This is a genomic window from Candidatus Synchoanobacter obligatus (assembly GCF_024259865.1).
Lineage (GTDB): Bacteria > Pseudomonadota > Gammaproteobacteria > Comchoanobacterales > Comchoanobacteraceae > Synchoanobacter > Synchoanobacter obligatus.
In genome coordinates, this window is record NZ_JAKUDN010000002.1 from 568,098 (window position 1) to 586,677 (window position 18,580).

The 18,580-nt window shown below is 41.5% G+C and carries 17 protein-coding genes and 1 tRNA gene; 10 read left to right on the top strand and 8 right to left on the bottom strand.

The features are described 5' to 3' along the window. Positions 1–24 precede the first annotated feature (24 nt). The gene (locus MKS91_RS04620) at positions 25–822 is read left to right on the top strand and encodes an SDR family NAD(P)-dependent oxidoreductase (protein WP_258569672.1); all 798 of its coding nucleotides are present in this window, start codon (positions 25–27) and stop codon (positions 820–822) included. Positions 823–851: 29 nt separating this feature from the next. Here the strand turns inward: MKS91_RS04620 and leuS are convergent, their stop codons facing one another. The 4 genes from leuS to dapE all read right to left on the bottom strand — a co-directional run bounded on the left by leuS (position 852) and on the right by dapE (position 5,719). After that, positions 852–3,230, bottom strand: coding sequence for a leucine--tRNA ligase (gene leuS, locus MKS91_RS04625; protein WP_258569673.1), 2,379 nt, complete (start codon positions 3,228–3,230; stop codon positions 852–854). Between the two features lie 118 nt (positions 3,231–3,348). Beyond that, positions 3,349–4,104, bottom strand: coding sequence for a transporter associated domain-containing protein (locus tag MKS91_RS04630; protein ID WP_258569674.1), 756 nt, complete (start codon positions 4,102–4,104; stop codon positions 3,349–3,351). 52 nt (positions 4,105–4,156) lie between these two features. Then, on the bottom strand, positions 4,157–4,576 hold the full coding sequence (gene ybeY, locus MKS91_RS04635; protein WP_258569675.1) for an rRNA maturation RNase YbeY: 420 nt from the start codon (positions 4,574–4,576) through the stop codon (positions 4,157–4,159). A gap of 57 nt (positions 4,577–4,633) precedes the next feature. Beyond that, complete coding sequence (dapE, locus tag MKS91_RS04640; protein ID WP_258569676.1) at positions 4,634–5,719, bottom strand: succinyl-diaminopimelate desuccinylase; 1,086 nt, start codon at positions 5,717–5,719, stop codon at positions 4,634–4,636. Positions 5,720–5,846: 127 nt separating this feature from the next. On the opposite strand from dapE, the gene MKS91_RS04645 reads away from it, so the two are divergent. From MKS91_RS04645 to MKS91_RS04685, 9 genes are all read left to right on the top strand, one after another. Continuing rightward, positions 5,847–6,140 (top strand): co-chaperone GroES, encoded by a 294-nt coding sequence (locus MKS91_RS04645; RefSeq protein WP_258569677.1) that lies wholly within the window; start codon positions 5,847–5,849, stop codon positions 6,138–6,140. Between the two features lie 10 nt (positions 6,141–6,150). Next, positions 6,151–7,797 (top strand): chaperonin GroEL, encoded by a 1,647-nt coding sequence (gene groL / locus MKS91_RS04650; protein WP_258569678.1) that lies wholly within the window; start codon positions 6,151–6,153, stop codon positions 7,795–7,797. Positions 7,798–8,006: 209 nt separating this feature from the next. Then, positions 8,007–8,393: a hypothetical protein gene (locus MKS91_RS04655; RefSeq protein WP_258569679.1), complete on the top strand. Its 387-nt coding sequence runs from the start codon at positions 8,007–8,009 to the stop codon at positions 8,391–8,393. A gap of 248 nt (positions 8,394–8,641) precedes the next feature. Further along, positions 8,642–8,875: a hypothetical protein gene (locus MKS91_RS04660; RefSeq protein WP_258569680.1), complete on the top strand. Its 234-nt coding sequence runs from the start codon at positions 8,642–8,644 to the stop codon at positions 8,873–8,875. Next, positions 8,868–11,573 carry an insulinase family protein gene (locus tag MKS91_RS04665; RefSeq protein ID WP_258569681.1) on the top strand — a complete coding sequence of 902 codons (2,706 nt, stop codon included), beginning with the start codon at positions 8,868–8,870 and terminating at the stop codon, positions 11,571–11,573. The genes MKS91_RS04660 and MKS91_RS04665 overlap by 8 nt, the downstream gene beginning before the upstream one ends. A 77-nt stretch (positions 11,574–11,650) precedes the next feature. Beyond that, entirely contained in the window at positions 11,651–12,064 is a 414-nt protein-coding gene (locus tag MKS91_RS04670; protein ID WP_258569682.1) for a hypothetical protein, read from the top strand. A gap of 101 nt (positions 12,065–12,165) precedes the next feature. Further along, positions 12,166–12,684: a hypothetical protein gene (locus tag MKS91_RS04675; protein WP_258569683.1), complete on the top strand. Its 519-nt coding sequence runs from the start codon at positions 12,166–12,168 to the stop codon at positions 12,682–12,684. Positions 12,685–12,745: 61 nt separating this feature from the next. Next, positions 12,746–13,273: a hypothetical protein gene (locus MKS91_RS04680; RefSeq protein WP_258569684.1), complete on the top strand. Its 528-nt coding sequence runs from the start codon at positions 12,746–12,748 to the stop codon at positions 13,271–13,273. A 143-nt stretch (positions 13,274–13,416) separates the two neighbouring features. Further along, a tRNA-Phe gene (locus MKS91_RS04685) sits at positions 13,417–13,489 on the top strand. Between the two features lie 6 nt (positions 13,490–13,495). Here MKS91_RS04685 and MKS91_RS04690 read toward each other — a convergent pair. The 4 genes from MKS91_RS04690 to mutS all read right to left on the bottom strand — a co-directional run bounded on the left by MKS91_RS04690 (position 13,496) and on the right by mutS (position 18,511). Beyond that, positions 13,496–13,726: an oxidative damage protection protein gene (locus MKS91_RS04690; protein WP_258569685.1), complete on the bottom strand. Its 231-nt coding sequence runs from the start codon at positions 13,724–13,726 to the stop codon at positions 13,496–13,498. Further along, a complete protein-coding gene (mutY, locus tag MKS91_RS04695) occupies positions 13,723–14,757 on the bottom strand; it encodes an A/G-specific adenine glycosylase (RefSeq protein ID WP_258569686.1) in 1,035 nt (344 codons plus the stop codon). Before mutY ends, MKS91_RS04690 begins: the two co-directional genes overlap by 4 nt. 35 nt (positions 14,758–14,792) lie before the next feature. Next, positions 14,793–15,929 carry an NAD(P)-dependent malic enzyme gene (locus tag MKS91_RS04700; protein ID WP_258569687.1) on the bottom strand — a complete coding sequence of 379 codons (1,137 nt, stop codon included), beginning with the start codon at positions 15,927–15,929 and terminating at the stop codon, positions 14,793–14,795. A 68-nt stretch (positions 15,930–15,997) separates the two neighbouring features. Then, a complete protein-coding gene (gene mutS, locus MKS91_RS04705) occupies positions 15,998–18,511 on the bottom strand; it encodes a DNA mismatch repair protein MutS (protein ID WP_258569688.1) in 2,514 nt (837 codons plus the stop codon). Positions 18,512–18,580: the final 69 nt, after the last annotated feature.

Consider the following 18,580-nt stretch of genomic DNA (forward strand, 5'->3'; position numbering starts at 1 on the left):
TAGATAGACAAGGAGAATTAGGCTATGAACGCAGATATGTACCAGCCAGCTGTCTTGATGACAGGTGCAATGCGAGGTATTGGTTTGGCAATTGCTGCTAAGTTTGCTCAGGAAGGCGCAAGGTTGGCAATGATTGTGCGAGACGATAAAGGAGAAGATTGTCAAAAGATTCAAAGTGAACTGTCACAGCTTGGTGGAGAAGTTCATCTCATTAAAGCAGATATACGTTCTAAAGATGATATTGAATTGGGTGTTTCAAAAGCTGCTGAAGTATTGGGAGGCTTAGATATTTGTGTGCTTAACGCAAGTGTTGTTGTTTTGACGAATACAGAAGAAACGTCTATTGATGTATACGATATGATGCATCAAGTGAATGCCAGAAGTAACTTTTTAATTGCAAAATCTGCACGCCAGTATTTGCAGGAGTCAGAAATTGCCCATATTTGTATGATAGCACCCCCTATGAATTTAGATCCTAAATGGCTTGGTGCGCATCTGGCTTATACCTCTAGCCGTTATTTAGCAAGTATGATGGTTGTGGGTCTGTCAGAAGAATTTAAATCAAGTAACATATTGGTCAATGCACTATGGCCAAAAACAAATATCAATAGCAAAGATGCCTGTAATGTGATTCAAGGAACTTATGAGTCCCAAAAACAGTGCCGTCATCCGGCAATAATGGGTGACGCATGCTGGAGCCTCATTGTTCGTAATGCAATGGGCTTGACCGGTGAATTCTTTGTCGATGAAGAAGTGTTGCGTGAAGATGGCGTCGAAGATTTCAACAAGTATGTTGAAAGCTTTGAAGAAGAAGTTTTTTAAAGTTTTTCCATCATCTGTTGTGGTCTCTATCAAGAGACCACAATATTAATCAACTTTCCTGGAATGTGGATGACCCGTTTTATGCTTTTACCTTCTAAATGCTTTTGAATTGATAGTGTTTCCTGTGCCAAATGGATAATATCACTCTCTGAACACTCTTTATTAAGGTTGAGTTCTCCGCGGCGCTTGCCATTAACCTGTACAACAATGGGCCTGGTTTGCTGTTGTAGTGCTTCTTGATCTATTTTAGGCCATGCTGTTTCTGATAAAGGTTTTTCTCCATCCCAGTAAAAGCTGCTGGTATGGGGAGCAAGTGGGAATAGGGCGATAAAAAAGATTTCTTCTATTTTTTGAATGGTGGTGTTTCGTACCGGTGATTGCTGGATAATATTGAATAACTTCATGCAGCCAGCAACTGTAGTGTTTAGTTGTCTCTTTTCATAGTCATGTTCTATTTTTGATAAAATTGTCTGGGCATCTGACCAAAGCTTTGGGGTTACGCCTTCGCTTACCGGCTGTTTGTTTGAAAAGTATAGAGATACTTTTTTGAGGAAGCGGTGCATGCCTTCAATGCCAGAATGACACCATTCTAATGACTGAGAGGGTGGTGCTGCAAATAAGATAAATAGCCTTAGAGCATCTGCGCCATAGGTCTTATGTAACTCTGAGGGTGTTACCAGGTTACCCTTTGATTTGGACATCTTGCTGCCATCTTTAAGCACCATTCCTTGCGTTAAAAGTTCTTTAAAGGGCTCTTTTGCAGGTGTGATGCCAATGTCATGCATAAAGTGGTGGATAAACCTTGCATATAATAAGTGTAAGATGGCATGTTCGATGCCGCCAATATATAAGTCTACAGGAAGGCCATCTGTAACACTAGGCGCAATCAAGTCGTTGGATTCTTTAGGCGATAAGAATCTGGCATAGTACCAAGAGGAATCAAAGAAAGTATCAAATGTGTCTGTTTCACGTTTGGCAGGCTGATGGCATTTAGGGCAAGATGTGTTGACAAAATCTGGATTATTTGCAAGCATTTTGCTTGAATCTGAGAAGGTGATATTTGTAGGTAGCGTTACCGGAAGGTTGGCTTCACTTTCTGGGACGATGCCGCAGTTATCACAATAAATGATTGGTATAGGACAGCCCCAATAGCGCTGACGTGAAATTCCCCAGTCTCTTAAACGGTATTGGTCCTTGGCTTGCCCTTGTTGAGAGGCGGCTAAGGTTTTTGCGATCTCTTCAATGGCTTCTTGGCTTGATAAGCCCGTTAGCTGGGCTGAGTTTATCAAAGTGCCGGTTTCAGTCATTGCAGACTGGCTATAGTCATGCTCTTTGCCATTGTCAACAACAGGTATCACAGGAATTTGGTAGCGTTTGGCAAATGCATAGTCACGGTCGCAGTGTGCAGGGACCATGATGACAGCACCATGGCCGTAGTCCATTAGGACATAGTTTCCAGCATAAACAGGAATTTCACGTTTAGATATGGGGCAGAGGGCTGTTAGACCAATAGCGACGCCAAGTTTTTCACCGGCTTCAATCTCAGCTTCACTCACGCCACTTTGAGATAGTTGGGTGAGGGCTTGTGCAATTTTAGGGTTTGTTTTGCTGACTGCTTCGCATATGGGGTGGGTTGGGGCAAGTACCAATGCTTGTGCACCCAATAGGGTGTCGGCTCGTGTTGTATAGACTTGACACGTTGCATCAAGTCCAATAATGGAAAAGGTGATATCAACGCCTTTAGACTTACCAATCCAATTTTTTTGCATGGTGACAACTTGTTCAGGCCAGTGGGTTAAATGTTCGCACTCATCGAGTAGCGCATCTGCATAGTTCGTAATTTTCAAAAACCATTGATTGATTTCTTTTCGCTCAACTGGTGCACCAGAACGCCAGCCTTTACCATCAATAACTTGTTCATTAGCAAGCACAGTTTGGTCTACAGGGTCCCAATTAACGGTTGCATTTTTTCGGTAAGCAAGTCCTTTTTCATATAGTTTGATGAACAGCCATTGTTGCCAGCGGTAATACTCTGGATCACATGTTTTGAGTTCATGATCCCAATCAAAGTGTAGTCCAAGCATGTCAAATTGTTCACGCATTTGCTTTATGTTGCCGTCAGTCCAATCCTTTGGGTGTTTGTTGTGTTTGATGGCAGCATTTTCAGCAGGCAGTCCAAAAGCATCCCATCCCATTGGGGAAAACACATTAAATCCTCTGGTTCGATAGTATTTGCTCATCGTATCTGCCAAGGTATAGCATCGAGCATGGCCCATATGAAACTGTCCACTAGGATAAGGAAACATTGCTAAAATGTATTTTTTATTAGCAACGTTCAGCTTAGGCTTTGCAAAAAGTTGCGCGGCGGTTTGGTTTTGGATGTTATGGGGGTTATAGTCGTTGCTCATTATCTGCACCTTACTGATTTATAAACACTATAGATAATATTGGGAATAATCGCAAATGATTTTCAAGGAAAGAAAACAGTTTTACTAAGGGGAATGAGGATGGTTTTTAAGCGAGGGCTTAATTTGATTCTTGCCCTGGGCTTGAGGTCTCTTTATTGACATGTAGTTCTTTTATGGCAGTTGCGCTGGCTTTGTGAATGGTCAGCACCATATCATGAATGGTGATGGTTTCACCTTTCTTGGGGATATAGCCAAAGTGATGAGAAACAATGCCCGCGATAGTATCAAATGACTGTGTGTCTAATTTGGCTTCGAAATAACGGTTATACTGCTCTATGGGGGTTGCGCCTTGAACAAGGAATTCACCATGAGCCAGCTTGATAATATACTCAGGGTGGTGGTCATCATACTCATCTTCAATTTGACCGACAATTTGTTCTAATAGGTCTTCAATGGTCACCACACCTTGAAACTGACCATATTCATCCAGAACAATGCTCATATGTTGATAGGTTTGTTGCATGCGGTTGAGTAAAGACAGTACAGATTGGCTGGAGGGCGTAAAGTGAGGTGTGCGTAATATATTGATAATGGGTGTTGAAGTGTTGTCACCAAGAGGTATTAGATCCTTGATCAGCAGTATGCCACAAATATTGTGATTGTCATCAATCACCGGGTAGCGAGAGTGTTTTGTTTTGCTGTAAATACCTAATGCATCTTCAATGGTAGATTGATGAGATAAGGTGATGGTTTGAGATTTGTTCAACATGACTTGATCGATAGGGGTGTTTCGAGCGGATAGGCTGTGTTCAATGAGCTTCAGCTCATTGGGGTTAATGATTTTCTTTTCGGCAGCATGTGCAATTAATGTCATGAGCTGTTCCTGACTGTTCAGCATGATCGTAATTAATTTAAGAAACAGTTTTTTAAGCATAAGGGTTGGGTACTCCTGCCTGGTTTAAAATATCGATCTCTTTGAGGCTCATGGCTTTGAAGTCCTCATCGTGATCATGGGTGTATCCTGAGATGTGGAGTAAGCCATGGACAAATAAGTGGAGTATTCGATCAGTTGAATGGTGGTCTTGGAAAATGAAAGCCGGGCAAATGTAAACTTCACCGGTGTGTGTTTCATGAGGTAATGAAATCACATCTGTTGCGGTGGGCTTTTGCCTGAGTTGATTGTTTAGATGGAACATAGCATCTAATGGTAAAAAGTTGAGTTCAATACTGAGAGAACGCCCTAAGCTCTGTTCAGTTGCTGAAAAAGCTAGGGACAATGGAACATCTCGATGATCAAAATCATCGGTTTCATTATTAATGATGAGCTGGGTCTCTGTATTTGCCATTAATGTATCCTCATTTTGTATGTTATAATGCATTATTAGTATTTGACAGTTATTTCGTCAGGTTTTCGATAGAAGATTGAGAAGGAGTTCTTGGTAGATATTTGTCAGCTGGTGTAATTCAGTCTCTGTTGCTTGCTCATTAATCTTGTGAGCGTATTCTGAGCGTAAGCCAAATTCAATAATTTCTTGTGCAATGGGTTTGAGAAACCGTGCATCACTCGTGCCACCTTTAATCGATGCTTGGGGCGTGAGCCCTGTTACAGAGGCGACAGCTTGTTCTAGAGCCTCTTTAAGACGGATTGGCTTGGCTTGATACGGTAGGGCTCCAGGTTTCTCTTGAATAGCTGCATGATGCTGTTGAAATACCGTCATGCATTGTTTGATGGTGTTTTTTGAAAAATATCGGAGGTTTAGACCAATAGAAATGCTTTGCGGGATGATATTGGAGGTGCTGGTGCTGGTGTTTACTGAAAATAATGAAATATTATGATGCTCTGGCAGCGTTTCTTGTAAATGCTGCAGGCTTATCAGAAACTGAGATAAAGCAGTATTGGGTGACCAAGCTTGGTCAGGATAAGCAGTATGCCCTTGTTGGCCTTTTAGCGTAATGTTAAATGTATATGATCCTCTCCGTTCATGTTTATAGTAATCCCCAATATTATTGACGCAAGTGGGTTCTCCAACAAGTGCCCATTGAGCTAAAAAGCCTTGTTGTTGAAGTTTGGGGATGACAGATTGCATACCATTTTGTCCATCGCCTTCTTCATCGCTGGTTAATAAAATGCCTACGCGGCCTTTCAGTTTATGCTGAACTGTTTTTAAGGCATGGCAAAACGCCCAAATTGCACCTTTCATATCTACAATGCCCCGTGCAATAATAGGGTTGGTTTCTTGGCATGAGAATGGATGATTGTCCCAATAATCTAGTGGTCCAGGAGGCACAACATCGGTGTGGCCAACAAATAAAAAGAGCGTATCGCCAGTTCCCAGCTCGAAATAGCTATTATTCGTGTCGCCTTGGTGATAATTTATAGGGGTTGTTTGTAGGTATTGGGCAATGACATCCATGCACCCGGCATCGTCGGGTGTGACAGAAGCGCATTGCAGCAAGTGTTTTAGAAAAAAAATATCGGGTAACATCATTAAATTTTAATGAATATTTTTGCTGCCGTCAAAAAAAAATAGTCATGGCTCTTTAATTTAGTCCCAATGGCCTTAAAATAGGATCATGATTAAAGTGTCATAATTTTTTACATAACATGAGGAGGTAATGATGACAGTAAAAATTAAACCATTGGCTGATAGGGTGGTTGTAAAGGCTCATCCTGCAGAGGAGAAGACCCAAGGTGGGATATATATTCCTGTAAAGACGGAAGAAAAGGTTGTCGAGGCAGAAGTTGTCGCTGTTGGTCCTGGTAAGGTCGCTGATGGTAAAAGTATAAGTCTGGTCCTTAAGGTTGGTCAAACAGTTGTGTTTAATCAATATTCTGCAACAGAGGTTGAGTCTGAAGGTGAAAAGTTTTTGGTGCTGCGTGAAGATGACGTAGTTGCGGTGATTGAATAGGAGAAAATAGATGTCTAAATCAGAAATATTAAGTGGTCAAATGGTTGGCAATACAGTGATTAGTGCCAGTGAAGCTTTAAGCAAGCTTGTAGGCTCGACCATGGGCCCTCATGGCAAAAGTGTTGTTATTGGGGTCGGTGGTGCGCCTAAAGTGACCAATGATGGCGTGACTGTGGCAAAAAATGTGACTGTAGATAATCATCATGAAGATGTGATTATTAAGTTATTGCGTGAAGCTGCGATGAAAACCAATGACAATGCAGGAGATGGAACCACAACAGCGACTGTTTTGACTCATGCAATGTTACAAGCTGCAGCTAAGTATCAGGTAGCAGAGGTGAATCGATGGGAGCTAAAACGAGGAATGGACGCTGCTATTGTCGAAGTGGTGAAGTCATTAGAGACGTTAGCAACGCAGTGCCAGGACAGTGAAACAATCAAGCGTGTTGGTACAGTGTCTGCAAATGGCGATGAAAGTATCGGTGGTTTTATTGCTAAGGCAATGGATCAAGTGGGTATCAATGGTGTCATTACTGCTGAATCTGGCTCTGCAATTGAAACAGAACTGCAAGTGGTTAAAGGTATGCAGTTTGACCGAGGGTATGTATCACCCCATTTTGTATCGGATGCCAAAGCCATGTTGTGTGAATTTGAGAACCCGTACATCCTGTTATTAGATAAAAAGCTAAGTACCATTAGAGATATGGTGCCATTGCTAGAAGGTGTTGCCAAATCTGGCCGTCCGTTATTGATTATAGCAGAAGATGTTGAAGGCGAAGCTTTAAGCACTTTGGTTCTAAATAATATTCGTGGGGTTGTAAAGGTCTGTGCGGTTAAGGCACCTGGTTTCGGAGATCGAAGAAAATCCATGTTAGAAGATATTGCGATTCTAACAGGAGCACAAGTGATTTCAGAAGAGATTGGCTTGACTCTTGAATCAACTACTGTTGATCATTTGGGTAGCTGTAAGCGTGCGGTGATTACAAAAGATGATACAACGATTGTTGATGGCTCGGGAGATCGCAAAGCGATTGATGAACGTACAGCACATATTCAAGCTCAGATGGATGACAAGTCATGTTCAGATTATGATCGTGAAAAGTTCCAAGAGCGTTTGGCAAAGTTGTCTGGTGGTGTTGCTGTTCTAAAGGTTGGCGCTGCGACTGAAGCTGAGATGAAAGCCAATAAGGATATTGTAGAAGATGCCTTAAATGCAACAAAAGCAGCGGTTGAAGAAGGTGTTGTGCCTGGAGGCGGAGTTGCCTTAGTAAGAGCTGCACAAGCTTTGGCTGATTTTAGCTGTGGTCATGAAGACCAAGATATCGGCGTTAAGATTGTGAAGCAAGCCATGTTTGCCCCTCTAAGACAAATTGTAACCAATGCAGGGGATGATGCTTCTGTAGTTCTGAATAATGTCTTGGACGGAAAAGCCAACTTCGGATTTAATGCAGCCAATAGTGAATACGGTGATCTAATGGAGATGGGGATCATTGATCCTGCCAAAGTGACACGTTCTGCACTACAGAATGCTGCATCGATTGCTGGAATGTTGATTACAACCGACAGTATGATTGTTGAAATCCCATCTGAAGGCAGTGATGATGCTGCTGGTGGCATGGGTGGCATGGGCGGCATGGGCGGCATGGGTATGATGTAATCTACCAGTCCATGGATTAGAAAGGGGGCCATTGCCCCCTTTTTTTATGGCTATCTGTTTTAACTCGTGTGTGATTAAGGGCCATGCTTAGATGTATGGCTTGATGCGATGGTGCTATACGCTTAAACAATGTGAGTGTTTTTGTAAGGTGTTGATTTATATGGCTGTTTGTGTTATAATGGTCTCATAATAATAAAGAGGCTAGAATTATGAATATGTCCACACGTATGTTTATTAGTAGTGCATTTGCTTTGGTAGTAGCATGGATCGTTATACCGCATATTGTAATTTCTTATGGAATGACTGTTGGTGCCGCTGCAGTATCGGGTTTGCCATCGTATACGCCAGTTGTTGTTGCTGAGTTGATCAAATCTCAAGCGATCCAAGCAGCAGTTTTGTCTGTTCATCAGTTAAGGCCAATGATTCTAACAGCAGCATCTGCAGTAGGATTTATCTTGCCGCCAATCTTTGAGGGAACATTTAAAGCCACGAAGTTTGTACTGAGTCATACATTGTTACCAGTTGCTAAAGCAGTTAAGAATGTAATGTTGCCTAAAAAGATTCATAATATCAAATCACCAGTTATATCTGGATAAGCATTTAAAGATTAAAGGGCCTTTGGGCTCTTTTTTATTGTTTGGTCGTATGGCAATGGTTTAGTAGAGATATCTGTGAAATCATAAATTTTGTTTCTAACATTTAGGCCCTTGGGTTAATTTTTGAAATATAGCATTCAAGATCGCACCCATATGTTCATAAAGTACTATTCATAAGTTTGAGTAACTTGACTTGGAGTCAGTTGTCAGAGTAGACTATATTCATATGAAAATATGGTGATGTTTGTATGTATGATAAAGATATCTTTTCCCATAGTATCGCACTGTCATGGCGATTTTTGCTAGTTTTTTTATTGGTTGAGACTCTTTATGGATACATCGTCCCAGATGCTGTGTATGAGCTTGATGAGTCTGGCTTTCTTCTCTTCATGCTGGTCGTGACCTGTTTAAAAATCTTTTGCTCCACATATGGCGCATTATTATGGTTAACAATAACGGCTAGGAATAAGCATAGTGGCTAGTATATTCGCCCGTTTTTTATTAGGGATTGCCATTGTCGCGCGTGCATGTGTGGATCACCCCCAAACTGATCCAAGGACATTTCATTGTGAAGTATTGGATAATGGGCTATCAATGCTTATTGTCCAGGATCCTGCTGCGCGCGAATCTGCTGCTGCTATGTATGTGGGGGTTGGGTCTCAAGATGACCCTCCAGGCATTGAAGGATTGGCGCATTTTTTAGAGCATATGCTCTTTATTGGGACAGAAGAGTATCCAGAAGTTGATGCCTTAAGTCATTATGTTTCTGATCATGGTGGGGGCTATAATGCTTTTACATCTAGAGATCACACACAGTATTTCTTCTCGGTACAGCCCCAATTTTTTTCTGAGGGGTTTAATATCTTTTCGTCATTTTTTGTTTCACCCTTATTTGATGAAGGGTATGTTGAGCGAGAACGGCACGCCGTTCATGCTGAGTTTAAAATGCATCAAAAGGAAGATCCTTGGCGGCATTATGCAGTATCTCAGCTAATTAGTAATCCCAACCATCCAGCAAATCGATTTCATGTCGGCAATCTTGATACATTAAAGGAGTGCCGTGAGGGAGATTTGCGTAAATCGTTGCTTGCATTTTATCATAAGTATTATAGTTCAAATAATATGTACTTTGTAGCGGTGACACCTGATACGATAGAAACACATTTAGACACGATAAAGCAGCGATTACTAAGCATACCCAATCGGAATACGGTCAAAAAAGACTTGGGTAAACGCTTTGATAAAACATCATTAGGACGGTTTATCCAGGTTGAAAATATAGCCCCAAATCGCTCTCTTGATTTTGAGTTTGCAATTCCCAATCAAGATAAAGAGTATTTTTCACCTGCTGCTAGCTATATTTCATCGTTAATAGGGGATGAAGGAGAGGGCAGTATCTTGGAGGCCTTAAAACGTGAAGGGTGGGCTCAAAGTCTGTCAGCAGGTTATGGAAAGGTATCTGATCATGAAGGAACGATTAATGTTGAAATCGAGTTAACAGAAAAAGGTTACCATCATATTCATGAAATCATCTCAGCAGTGATGAGTTATGTTGAATTGATTCGCTATGAAGGGGTCACACAAACTCGATTTAATGAAGCACAAAGAATCAGTTTTTTAGAGTATTTGTTCTATGGACAGCAGCCAGTATTATCTCAGGTGAACGGTTTGGTGGCTAGTATGCCCAATACGCCTTATCGTTTGTTGAGAAAGGCACGATACATTACCGATGAATCAGTCTTTGATAAGGCGCATATCTATCAGTTATTGGATGCCATTAGGCTTGATAATGCCAGAATATGGTTATCGAGTCCTGATGAAGAAACCAACGAAGTAGATGACGTTTATCATGTCGAATATAGTAACAGACCCATTGGCATGCTAGAAGCGGTTCGGTGGCTTGAACCCAGCAATTTTGCATTGGCGCTTCCAAAAGAAAACTCATTTATTCCGAACAGCATATCTATCCATAAAGCAGATCCTATGCCCTTACCCGTAGAAATATCTTCTGGGAAATGGTACCTGACAGACTCAGATTTTCTTCAGCCAAAGCAGTATATGGATATCGCTTTGTTAGGTAAAGAAATTGTATCAACCAAAGATATTGTTGCTATGGATATGGGGGTATTGCTTTTAAGACATTTGGCTAATCCAGTACTGTATCCGGCGAATAATGCAGGTTTAAACTGGAGTGTATCAAGACACCTGCATGGGTTAAATATATCAGTTTGGGGAATGGGAGACCAATCACAGGCTGTGCTACAGACGATATTAAAGATGCTTGGAGAGATGCCTCAGATAACATCAGATGCCATGTTTCATCTGTTAAAGGAGCGTTATGAACAGGCTTTAAAAGAAGAAGACACTATCTTGCCTGCTGCGATGCTATCTAAAAGGCTTAATACAATACTTCGGCCAGATCTTGCCCATAGAGAAGATCGATTGGAGGTGTTAGATGCCTTAACATTGCAGGATGTGGTGTCATTTTTGCAAGACTATTTTGCTGAAACCTCTATGAAGCAGATGTACTATGGTAATTTGACAGTCGACAGTATACAGAACATTTCACCAGAAACTGAAGGTATGAAAGTTGGTAAGCAATATTTAGACGTTAAGCCAAATAGGGTGCTAAAGCTTGAAAAGGGGATTGCTCGGTATGCGTACCCTAGTGAGCAAAGCGACCATGCTGTAATCTTATACTATCAGATGCCGGGTAATAGTTATCGAGAACGCGCAATGACGATGATTTTAAACAAAATGATTGCACCAGATTTCTTTGAAGAGCTCCGAACAAATCAGCAGTTAGGTTACTTTGTGCGTTCTGCGTATAGGCCTATACATGATTGGCCAGGTATGGCATTCCTGATACAGTCCCCACATACAGATTCTGCCACATTAATTGATCGAATACATGCCTTTTTAGAAGCGGGGGAGTTTTGGCATGATTCATCTTATGAAACAGCTAAAGCGACACTGATCCATCAGTATGAAGACCCATTTGAGACAATGGGCGAGGTCTCAGATTTTTATTGGTATAAAATATGGCAGGGCACTGAAGAATTTGACTCAAAGCAAAAAATGATTCAGGCGCTTGAGGATCTAACTTACTCTGAGATAAAAGCTTTCTATCAGCATACATTTGTAGATGAGGTGAGCGCTATATATTTAACATCGAAATAGCCCTATTCTGCAGAATAATTGTTGATAGTTGGCTGATAGAATGTTACTTTTTCATCCTAATGCTATTAGGATAGAAAATGAGAAGGATTTTATTAGGTTTATGTGTAACTGGGGCTCAAGCAGTTGATGTTGGTTTATTGAGTGGCAGAGGTTTAGATACTGGTCAAATAATTTATGGATTTTCCTTACAAAAAGACCATCAACTGATTAGCTTACCTTGTGCAATAGAGTTTAAAGCAACTTTGGTCGGTGATTTATCCGGTTGGCAGGTAGGGACCTCAGCAAGGTTTGCTTATAGCCTTAATGATACCGTTGAAGTGCTAATAGGCCCCACTTTTTCCTTAGATTTTGAGACTCATAGTGATGACAGTAAAGACATAGCAGGGATCTCAACGGGTATACAGTACTTGGTTGATCAGTGTAAGCTGCAGTTGAATATCGATCCTATGACCCGTTCCGCGCATGCAGCAGCAGTTGTAGCCTTGGTTTAATAAGGTGTTGATCTTATTATCTTTGTAAGATATATTGAATAAACGAATAAACGAATAAACGAATAAACGAATAAACGAATAAACGAATAAAGGAATAAATTATGAAAAAAGTATTGTTGTCTATTGCCGCACTCTCTCAAGCTGTTGGAATTGGTGTGTCTGCAGGTGTTGCATCACCGGCTGTTACGTATCAAAGTGGCTACTCTTCTGAAGAAAAAAAAGGTTATGTTTGGAATGAAGCAGCCGTTTATGGTATGTCTGTAGTCCATATTTTGGAGAGAGGGTTATTGCCATTAGACGTTGAGGTTAAAGGAAGTTTCTTTGCGTTTGAGGATTTAGGCTTTGCAAATGCTTCAGCTCGTCTGGTATTTCCAGTTTCCTACCGAGAGGCTATCCTTGTTGGTCCAAGTATCGGGAAAGCTTTATGGATTAGTGATGATATGAAAGTGGCGTCTGATTTTTCCCTTCCCGCGTTTTGGGATAAGCAGGAACATATTGAACCCCGTGTGGCGATAGGCACGGCTATCGGTTATCAGGTCTCATGGCCTGATGGTAAAAAGTTTCAAATTAATATAGATCAAAGCATGGGGTCCTTTTATATTTCTGCCTCAAGCTGCTGACTATGTTGACATTGCTTTGAATGACTATTAAGATTCGGCACGAAAAAAAAGAGAAAAAGTCATGAAAAGAATAATATTACTATTGGCAGCCGCTGCATATGGGGCTGAATTTGGTGTCACTGCAGGTGTAGGATCGCCTCTTGAGGTAAAAGTTGATTACAGCTATCAAGGTAAGCACTCTTATTCTTCTTCCCGTGAGACTTCTTCTGAGTGTATGTATGGCGTGTCATTATCACACCTTGTATCGCATGAAAAATCACCGACAGACATTGAATTTAAAGTTGGTATGCTTGCGAATCAAAATTTAACACTGGCGCAAGCGTCAGCCCGCATTGTTTTTGATTGTGGTGATAATTATGCCCTTTTGATTGGACCATCTGTTGCTAAGACGATTATGTATAGTATTGAAGCTGATTTGGGGAATGATGGCAGTAGCTATTTCGAACATAAAGTATCGGTTAGTGATAGTATGTTGTTTGGTCCTTCAGCAGCAGTGCAGTATACGTTAGATGACGGCAAAAAGATTCAGTTCATTGCAGATAGTGCAACGAACTCTCTTCAGGTAACAGCATCAATGGACCTTTTATAGTTCTACTGAGTTAGGTCAAAGGCACAAATCTAGTACCGTACTGGATTTGTGCCTTTTTCTTTTTGAGATAAAGAAGTTTTATCTGGCATTGGGGTTGAAAATGCTTGACGTAGAGAAGGATGCTTGGTAACGTTAAGGTGCTTGGCCAGATAGCTCAGTAGGTAGAGCAGTGGACTGAAAATCCTCGTGTCGGCAGTTCGAATCTGCCTCTGGCCAAATCCTCTATTCAAATAGAAACGACTCCATTTCTTCTCGTAAAAACTGTTGTGTTTTCTCACTCATAGGATCCATGCGATATTCATTAATGAGTTTCGTTTGCTGGATTAACCATTGTTGCCAGGCTTCTGCAGATATGTTTTGTTGTATTCTGGCACCCATGTCTCCTGGAAATGGAAGAAAGGCTAGTTGGGGCAGGTTTTGTTTCAGCTTCTTACAATAAATAAGGTTACTCATAAGGACTCCTGTGGCAGGGTTGCAACTTGTATGTAGGCATTAAGAAGCTCAAGAGCAGGCTTTATTCCAGTGGGCAGGCCTAGGGTAATATCGCTTAATAATTGCCATTGATCTTCATGGTTAGACGGGTTCAGGTCTATAAAAGGATAGATGGTTAAGGTTAAATGGGTCAATTTGTGCTTGTATCTGGGTAAAGGATGAAGAACTTTATTGTCAGGATTTAATTCGGTAAAGCTTTCAAATAATGCGGGTGAATACAGTTGGGCCCACAAACCAGTATTGGAACGTTTGATCAAACGGATTTTTTGATCTCTAACTTCTAGTAATAGATACAGATCTTTTGGCTTAGGCTTGGCACGTTGTGTTTTGGCGGGGATTGTATTAGTCATTTGGTGGGTATGGGCATAACATGATGTGTGCAATGGGCAATATGTACAGCTGGGCTTGGTTCTAGTACAGATGTTGGCACCTAAGTCCATCATGCCCTGGGTATACGCTCGTGCATTTTCTGTGGGGCTATTGTCTTCCGCTTTTTGCCAAAGTACTTTCATTGTTGACGTTGCTTTAGGGTCACTGGTAATGCCATGGTATCGACATAGTACACGCTTAACATTGCCATCTAAAATGGCATCAGGTTGGTTGTATGCAAGAGACATAATGGCCGCTGCTGTTGAGCGCCCAATGCCTGGAAGTTCAACTAGCTGCGCTCTTGTCTCTGGGAATATACCTTTCTGCTCATTGACGATGATGGTAGCAGCTTTATGTAAGTTACGAGCTCTGGAATAGTAACCCAAGCCTTGCCAGTACTTCATGAGCGTATCCGTGTCACATCGAGCGAGATCCCCAATAGTGGGAAATTTATCCATGAAATTATTATAGTAAGGTATAGCAGTGCTTACTTGCGTCTGCTGCAGCATGATTTCAGACACCCAAACTCTATATGGTGTCGGGTTTTGTTGCCATGGTAGGCTATGTCGCCCATGCTGTTTCTGCCAAGTAATAACGGTCGTTGCAAATGGTGTATTCATCATATTATACCGGCGCTAAGGTTCTTGTGTTGATCGACTTAACTGGATTCGCTTAAAGCATTTAAAAATGCTTCAGGCAATCGTTTATCAAACGCTGTTGGTACAATTTCTGTTTTTGACGGTTTTTTGATAAGGTTGGCTACAGCTGTGGCACAGTTTGCAATCATCTGAGGTGTTATTTGCGGTATTTTAAGCGTCAGTGCTGCACGGAGAATATGGGGGAAAGCCAATGCATTGTTGATTTGATTGGGTAAATCGCTTCTACCAGTGCTATAAATGGCTGAAGGCAGTCGCTTGCTGACACTTTCTGGCGAGACCTCAGGGACTGGATTGGACAATGCAAATACAATGGATTTTTCTTTCATGAGATCTAAATAGTGTTCAGGAAGGGCATTGGGTGCAGCAAGACCAATGAAAACATCCGCATCAGTCATGGCATCTTTTAAACTCATATTTGCCTTTTTGGCAAAAGGGCGTTTGAAGTCAGGTAGGTCTCTCTCTTCATGGACGACACCATTCCGGTCAACCAGATGAAACAGCTCTGGGCTAGCACCTAAGTTTAGGACGATGTGTGCAACAGCAATACCCGCTGCACCAGCACCCAGTAATACAATCTTAGATTGATGAATCTCTAGGTTTTGCACAGACAGTGCGTTGAGCAGTCCTGCAGCAACGACAATTGCTGTACCGTGCTGGTCATCATGAAAAACTGGGATATTGAGTCTTCTTCTGAGTTCAGTCTCAATATAGAAGCAGTCCGGTGATTTGATATCTTCAAGATTAATGGCGCCAAAAGTGGGTGCAATGGCTTCAATAATATTAATTAGTTTATCAGGGTCTTCTTCATTGATGACAATGTCGTAAGCATCCAAGCCAGCCATTTTGCTAAAGAGGACAGCCTTACCCTCCATCACTGGTTTCGCAGCTAATGGGCCGACGTTACCAAAGCCAAGGACAGCAGTTCCGTTGCTGATAACCCCGATTAGGTTGCCTTTGTTTGTATATTGATATGCGTCCTCGGGGTTTGCATGGATTTCTTTGACAGGTACCCCAACTCCAGGGCTATAAGCTTTAGAGAGATCCTCAAGTGTCTCTGTTGGCTTGGTGGTTTTAATAGATATTTTTCCAGGTTTGGGTTTGCTGTGGTAATCTTTGCATGCTTGTTCGAATGACATTCTCAATCCTGTTTTCATCTTGGTATAATATAGACGATATATGGAGAATCTTCCAGTCAATCGCGAGGTTAATCCTCTATGGATAACTTTAGACCAGTCTGCTTCAGTTGATATAAGATTTGCAAAGCTTGTTTTGGGGTTGTTTTGGAAAGATTCACTTGTTCTAGGATAGCCAGCTGCTGCGGTGGTGGTGGCGATGATGTTTGGTTGTTTTCTAAGGTGTTCAATATGACCTTAGCATGTTCAATCATGCTGTCCGGAATCCCTGCAAGTTTTGCGACCCAAATGCCATAGCTTTTGGTTGCAGCACCTTGCATGAGTTTGTACAAAAACACCAGTTCTTGTTCATGTTCAGCTGCGGCAAGATGAACATTAAAGATAAAGGGATAATGCTGTGCCAATAAAGTAATTTCAAAAAAATGTGTTGAGAATAGAGTGAGGCATTGGATTTTTTGTGCTAGATGCAAACAGCAGCTTTGGGCCAAAGATAGGCCATCATAAGTTGAGGTTCCTCGGCCAATTTCATCAATTAAAACCAAGCTTTGAGAGGTTGCGTGATGAAGAATGTATGCTGTTTCGCTCATCTCAACCATGAATGTAGAGCGCCCAGCAGCCAAATCATCACCGGATCCAATGCGGCTAAATATTCTATCTATAGGGCCAATTTTCGCATATTCAGCAGGTATGTAGCACCCAAGGTGTGCCATAATCACCAGTAACGCCACTTGACGCATATAGGTAGATTTCCCCCCCATGTTTGGCCCTGTGATCACCTGAGTTCTTTGAGAGGGGGTTAACGAAGCATGGTTGGGTACAAAGTTTTCTTTGAGTAACTGCGATAAAATAGGGTGCTGTCCATTGGTAATTTCAATACACGTATCTTTCACCAAAATGGGCTGAATATAGGATCTTTGTTGCGCTATAAATGCCATAGAAACCAAGTTATCAAAAACGCTAATGGCTTGGGATATCTGCTGTAGTGTTTGAATGCTGCTCTGTAGTGATATTAGGAGGTTTTGGTAAAGCGTCTTTTCTTTCTCAATCGCTTTTAGCCTTGCATGTTGTATGTCCTGTTCGTACCGCTGGAGTTCATCAATGGTATAACGATGAACGTTTTTTAATATCTGTTTAGCTTTATAATGGCTAGGAACCTGCTTGGCCTGGCTTTGGCTGACTTCAATAAAGTAGCCATGGATTTTGTTGTAGCTCACTTTTAAACTGGACAACCCAGTGGTATCTTGCTCTCTTTTTTCTATCTCTAGTAAAAATTCACTACTATTTCGGCTTAGGGATCTTAGTCGATCAAGCTCTGCATCATAGCCTGATTGTATCACACCACCATCTCGAATGATGGCGCTTGGGTTTTCGTCAATTGTCGTGTTAATTTGTGCAATTTCGTGGCTACAATCAACTAATGCTTCAGATAAAGCATGGGTCCCGTGGCCTGGAATCTTTTGTAGCAAAGCTTTTAATTCCGGGAGTTTTGTCAGAGAGTGGCTAAGGCTTAACAAATCATGTGGCCTTGCGGTTAGTAAGCCAATTCTTGATGTGATGCGTTCTATATCAGAGATTTCTTCTAAAAGAGATTGTGCTGGTAGGATGAGACCAATATGAATCAAATGCGAAATGATCTGATAGCGCAGTTGAATTTGCTCAAAATCTCGCATGGGTTTTAGAATCCAATGTTTTAACAATCGTTGGCCCATCGGTGTTTTACAATAATTCAGTGACTCATAAAGGGTGTGTTCTCTCCCACCATCCATATTCTTAACCAGTGCCAAATGTTTGATGGTGGTGGCATCAATGATCAGATAAGCATTTTGAGTGTCAACAGTGAGCTTTTTTATATGGTGGAGCTGTGTTTTTTGAGTATATCGTAGATATTGTAGCAGAGCTCCGGCTGCTTGTATGGCTGGAGGTATTTTTTCACAGCCAAAGGCATCTAAGGTTTTGGTGTTGAAGTGTTCTGTTAAAACTTGGTAACAACGCTCGTAACCAAACTCCCATTCAGGTCGGTTAGAGGTTAAAGCCTTAGTGTCTAGGGACAGTTTTTCAGGTTTGATGATTTCTTTTGGTTGGATTTGGGTAAGCTTTTCTATGATCTCTGATTCGGAGGCGGCAAGGTCTAAAGAAAACTTCCCCGATGCACATTCAGCCCAAGCAATACCATATTGTTTTTTAACTTTTACAACAGAGGCAATGTAAACAGATTCTTGTTGGTTTAGCAGATGGTCGTCAGAGAGGGTGCCAGGGGTAATAATACGACTTACTGCACGTTTAACAGGGCCTTTTCCAGTAACTTCACCAACTTGTTCACAAACCACAACACTTTTGCCTTGTTTGATAAGCCTTGCGATATAGTTTTCTGCAGCATGATGTGGGACGCCAGCCATTGGAGTGGCATTTTCAGACTTCCCGCGCTTGGTTAACGTGATGTCTAGAAGCTTTGAGGCATCAATGGCATCTTGGTGAAACAGTTCATAAAAATCTCCAAGTCGGAAAAATAATAATGCATCAGGGTGTTCCTCTTTGATTTGCAAATACTGTTGCATCATGGGGGTTATTTTGCCTTTAGAAGCCATAAGCCAATCCTAGAAATATTATGCACAGACTAAGGTGAGATAGTTCTCCTGTCAACAATTTGTATGTGA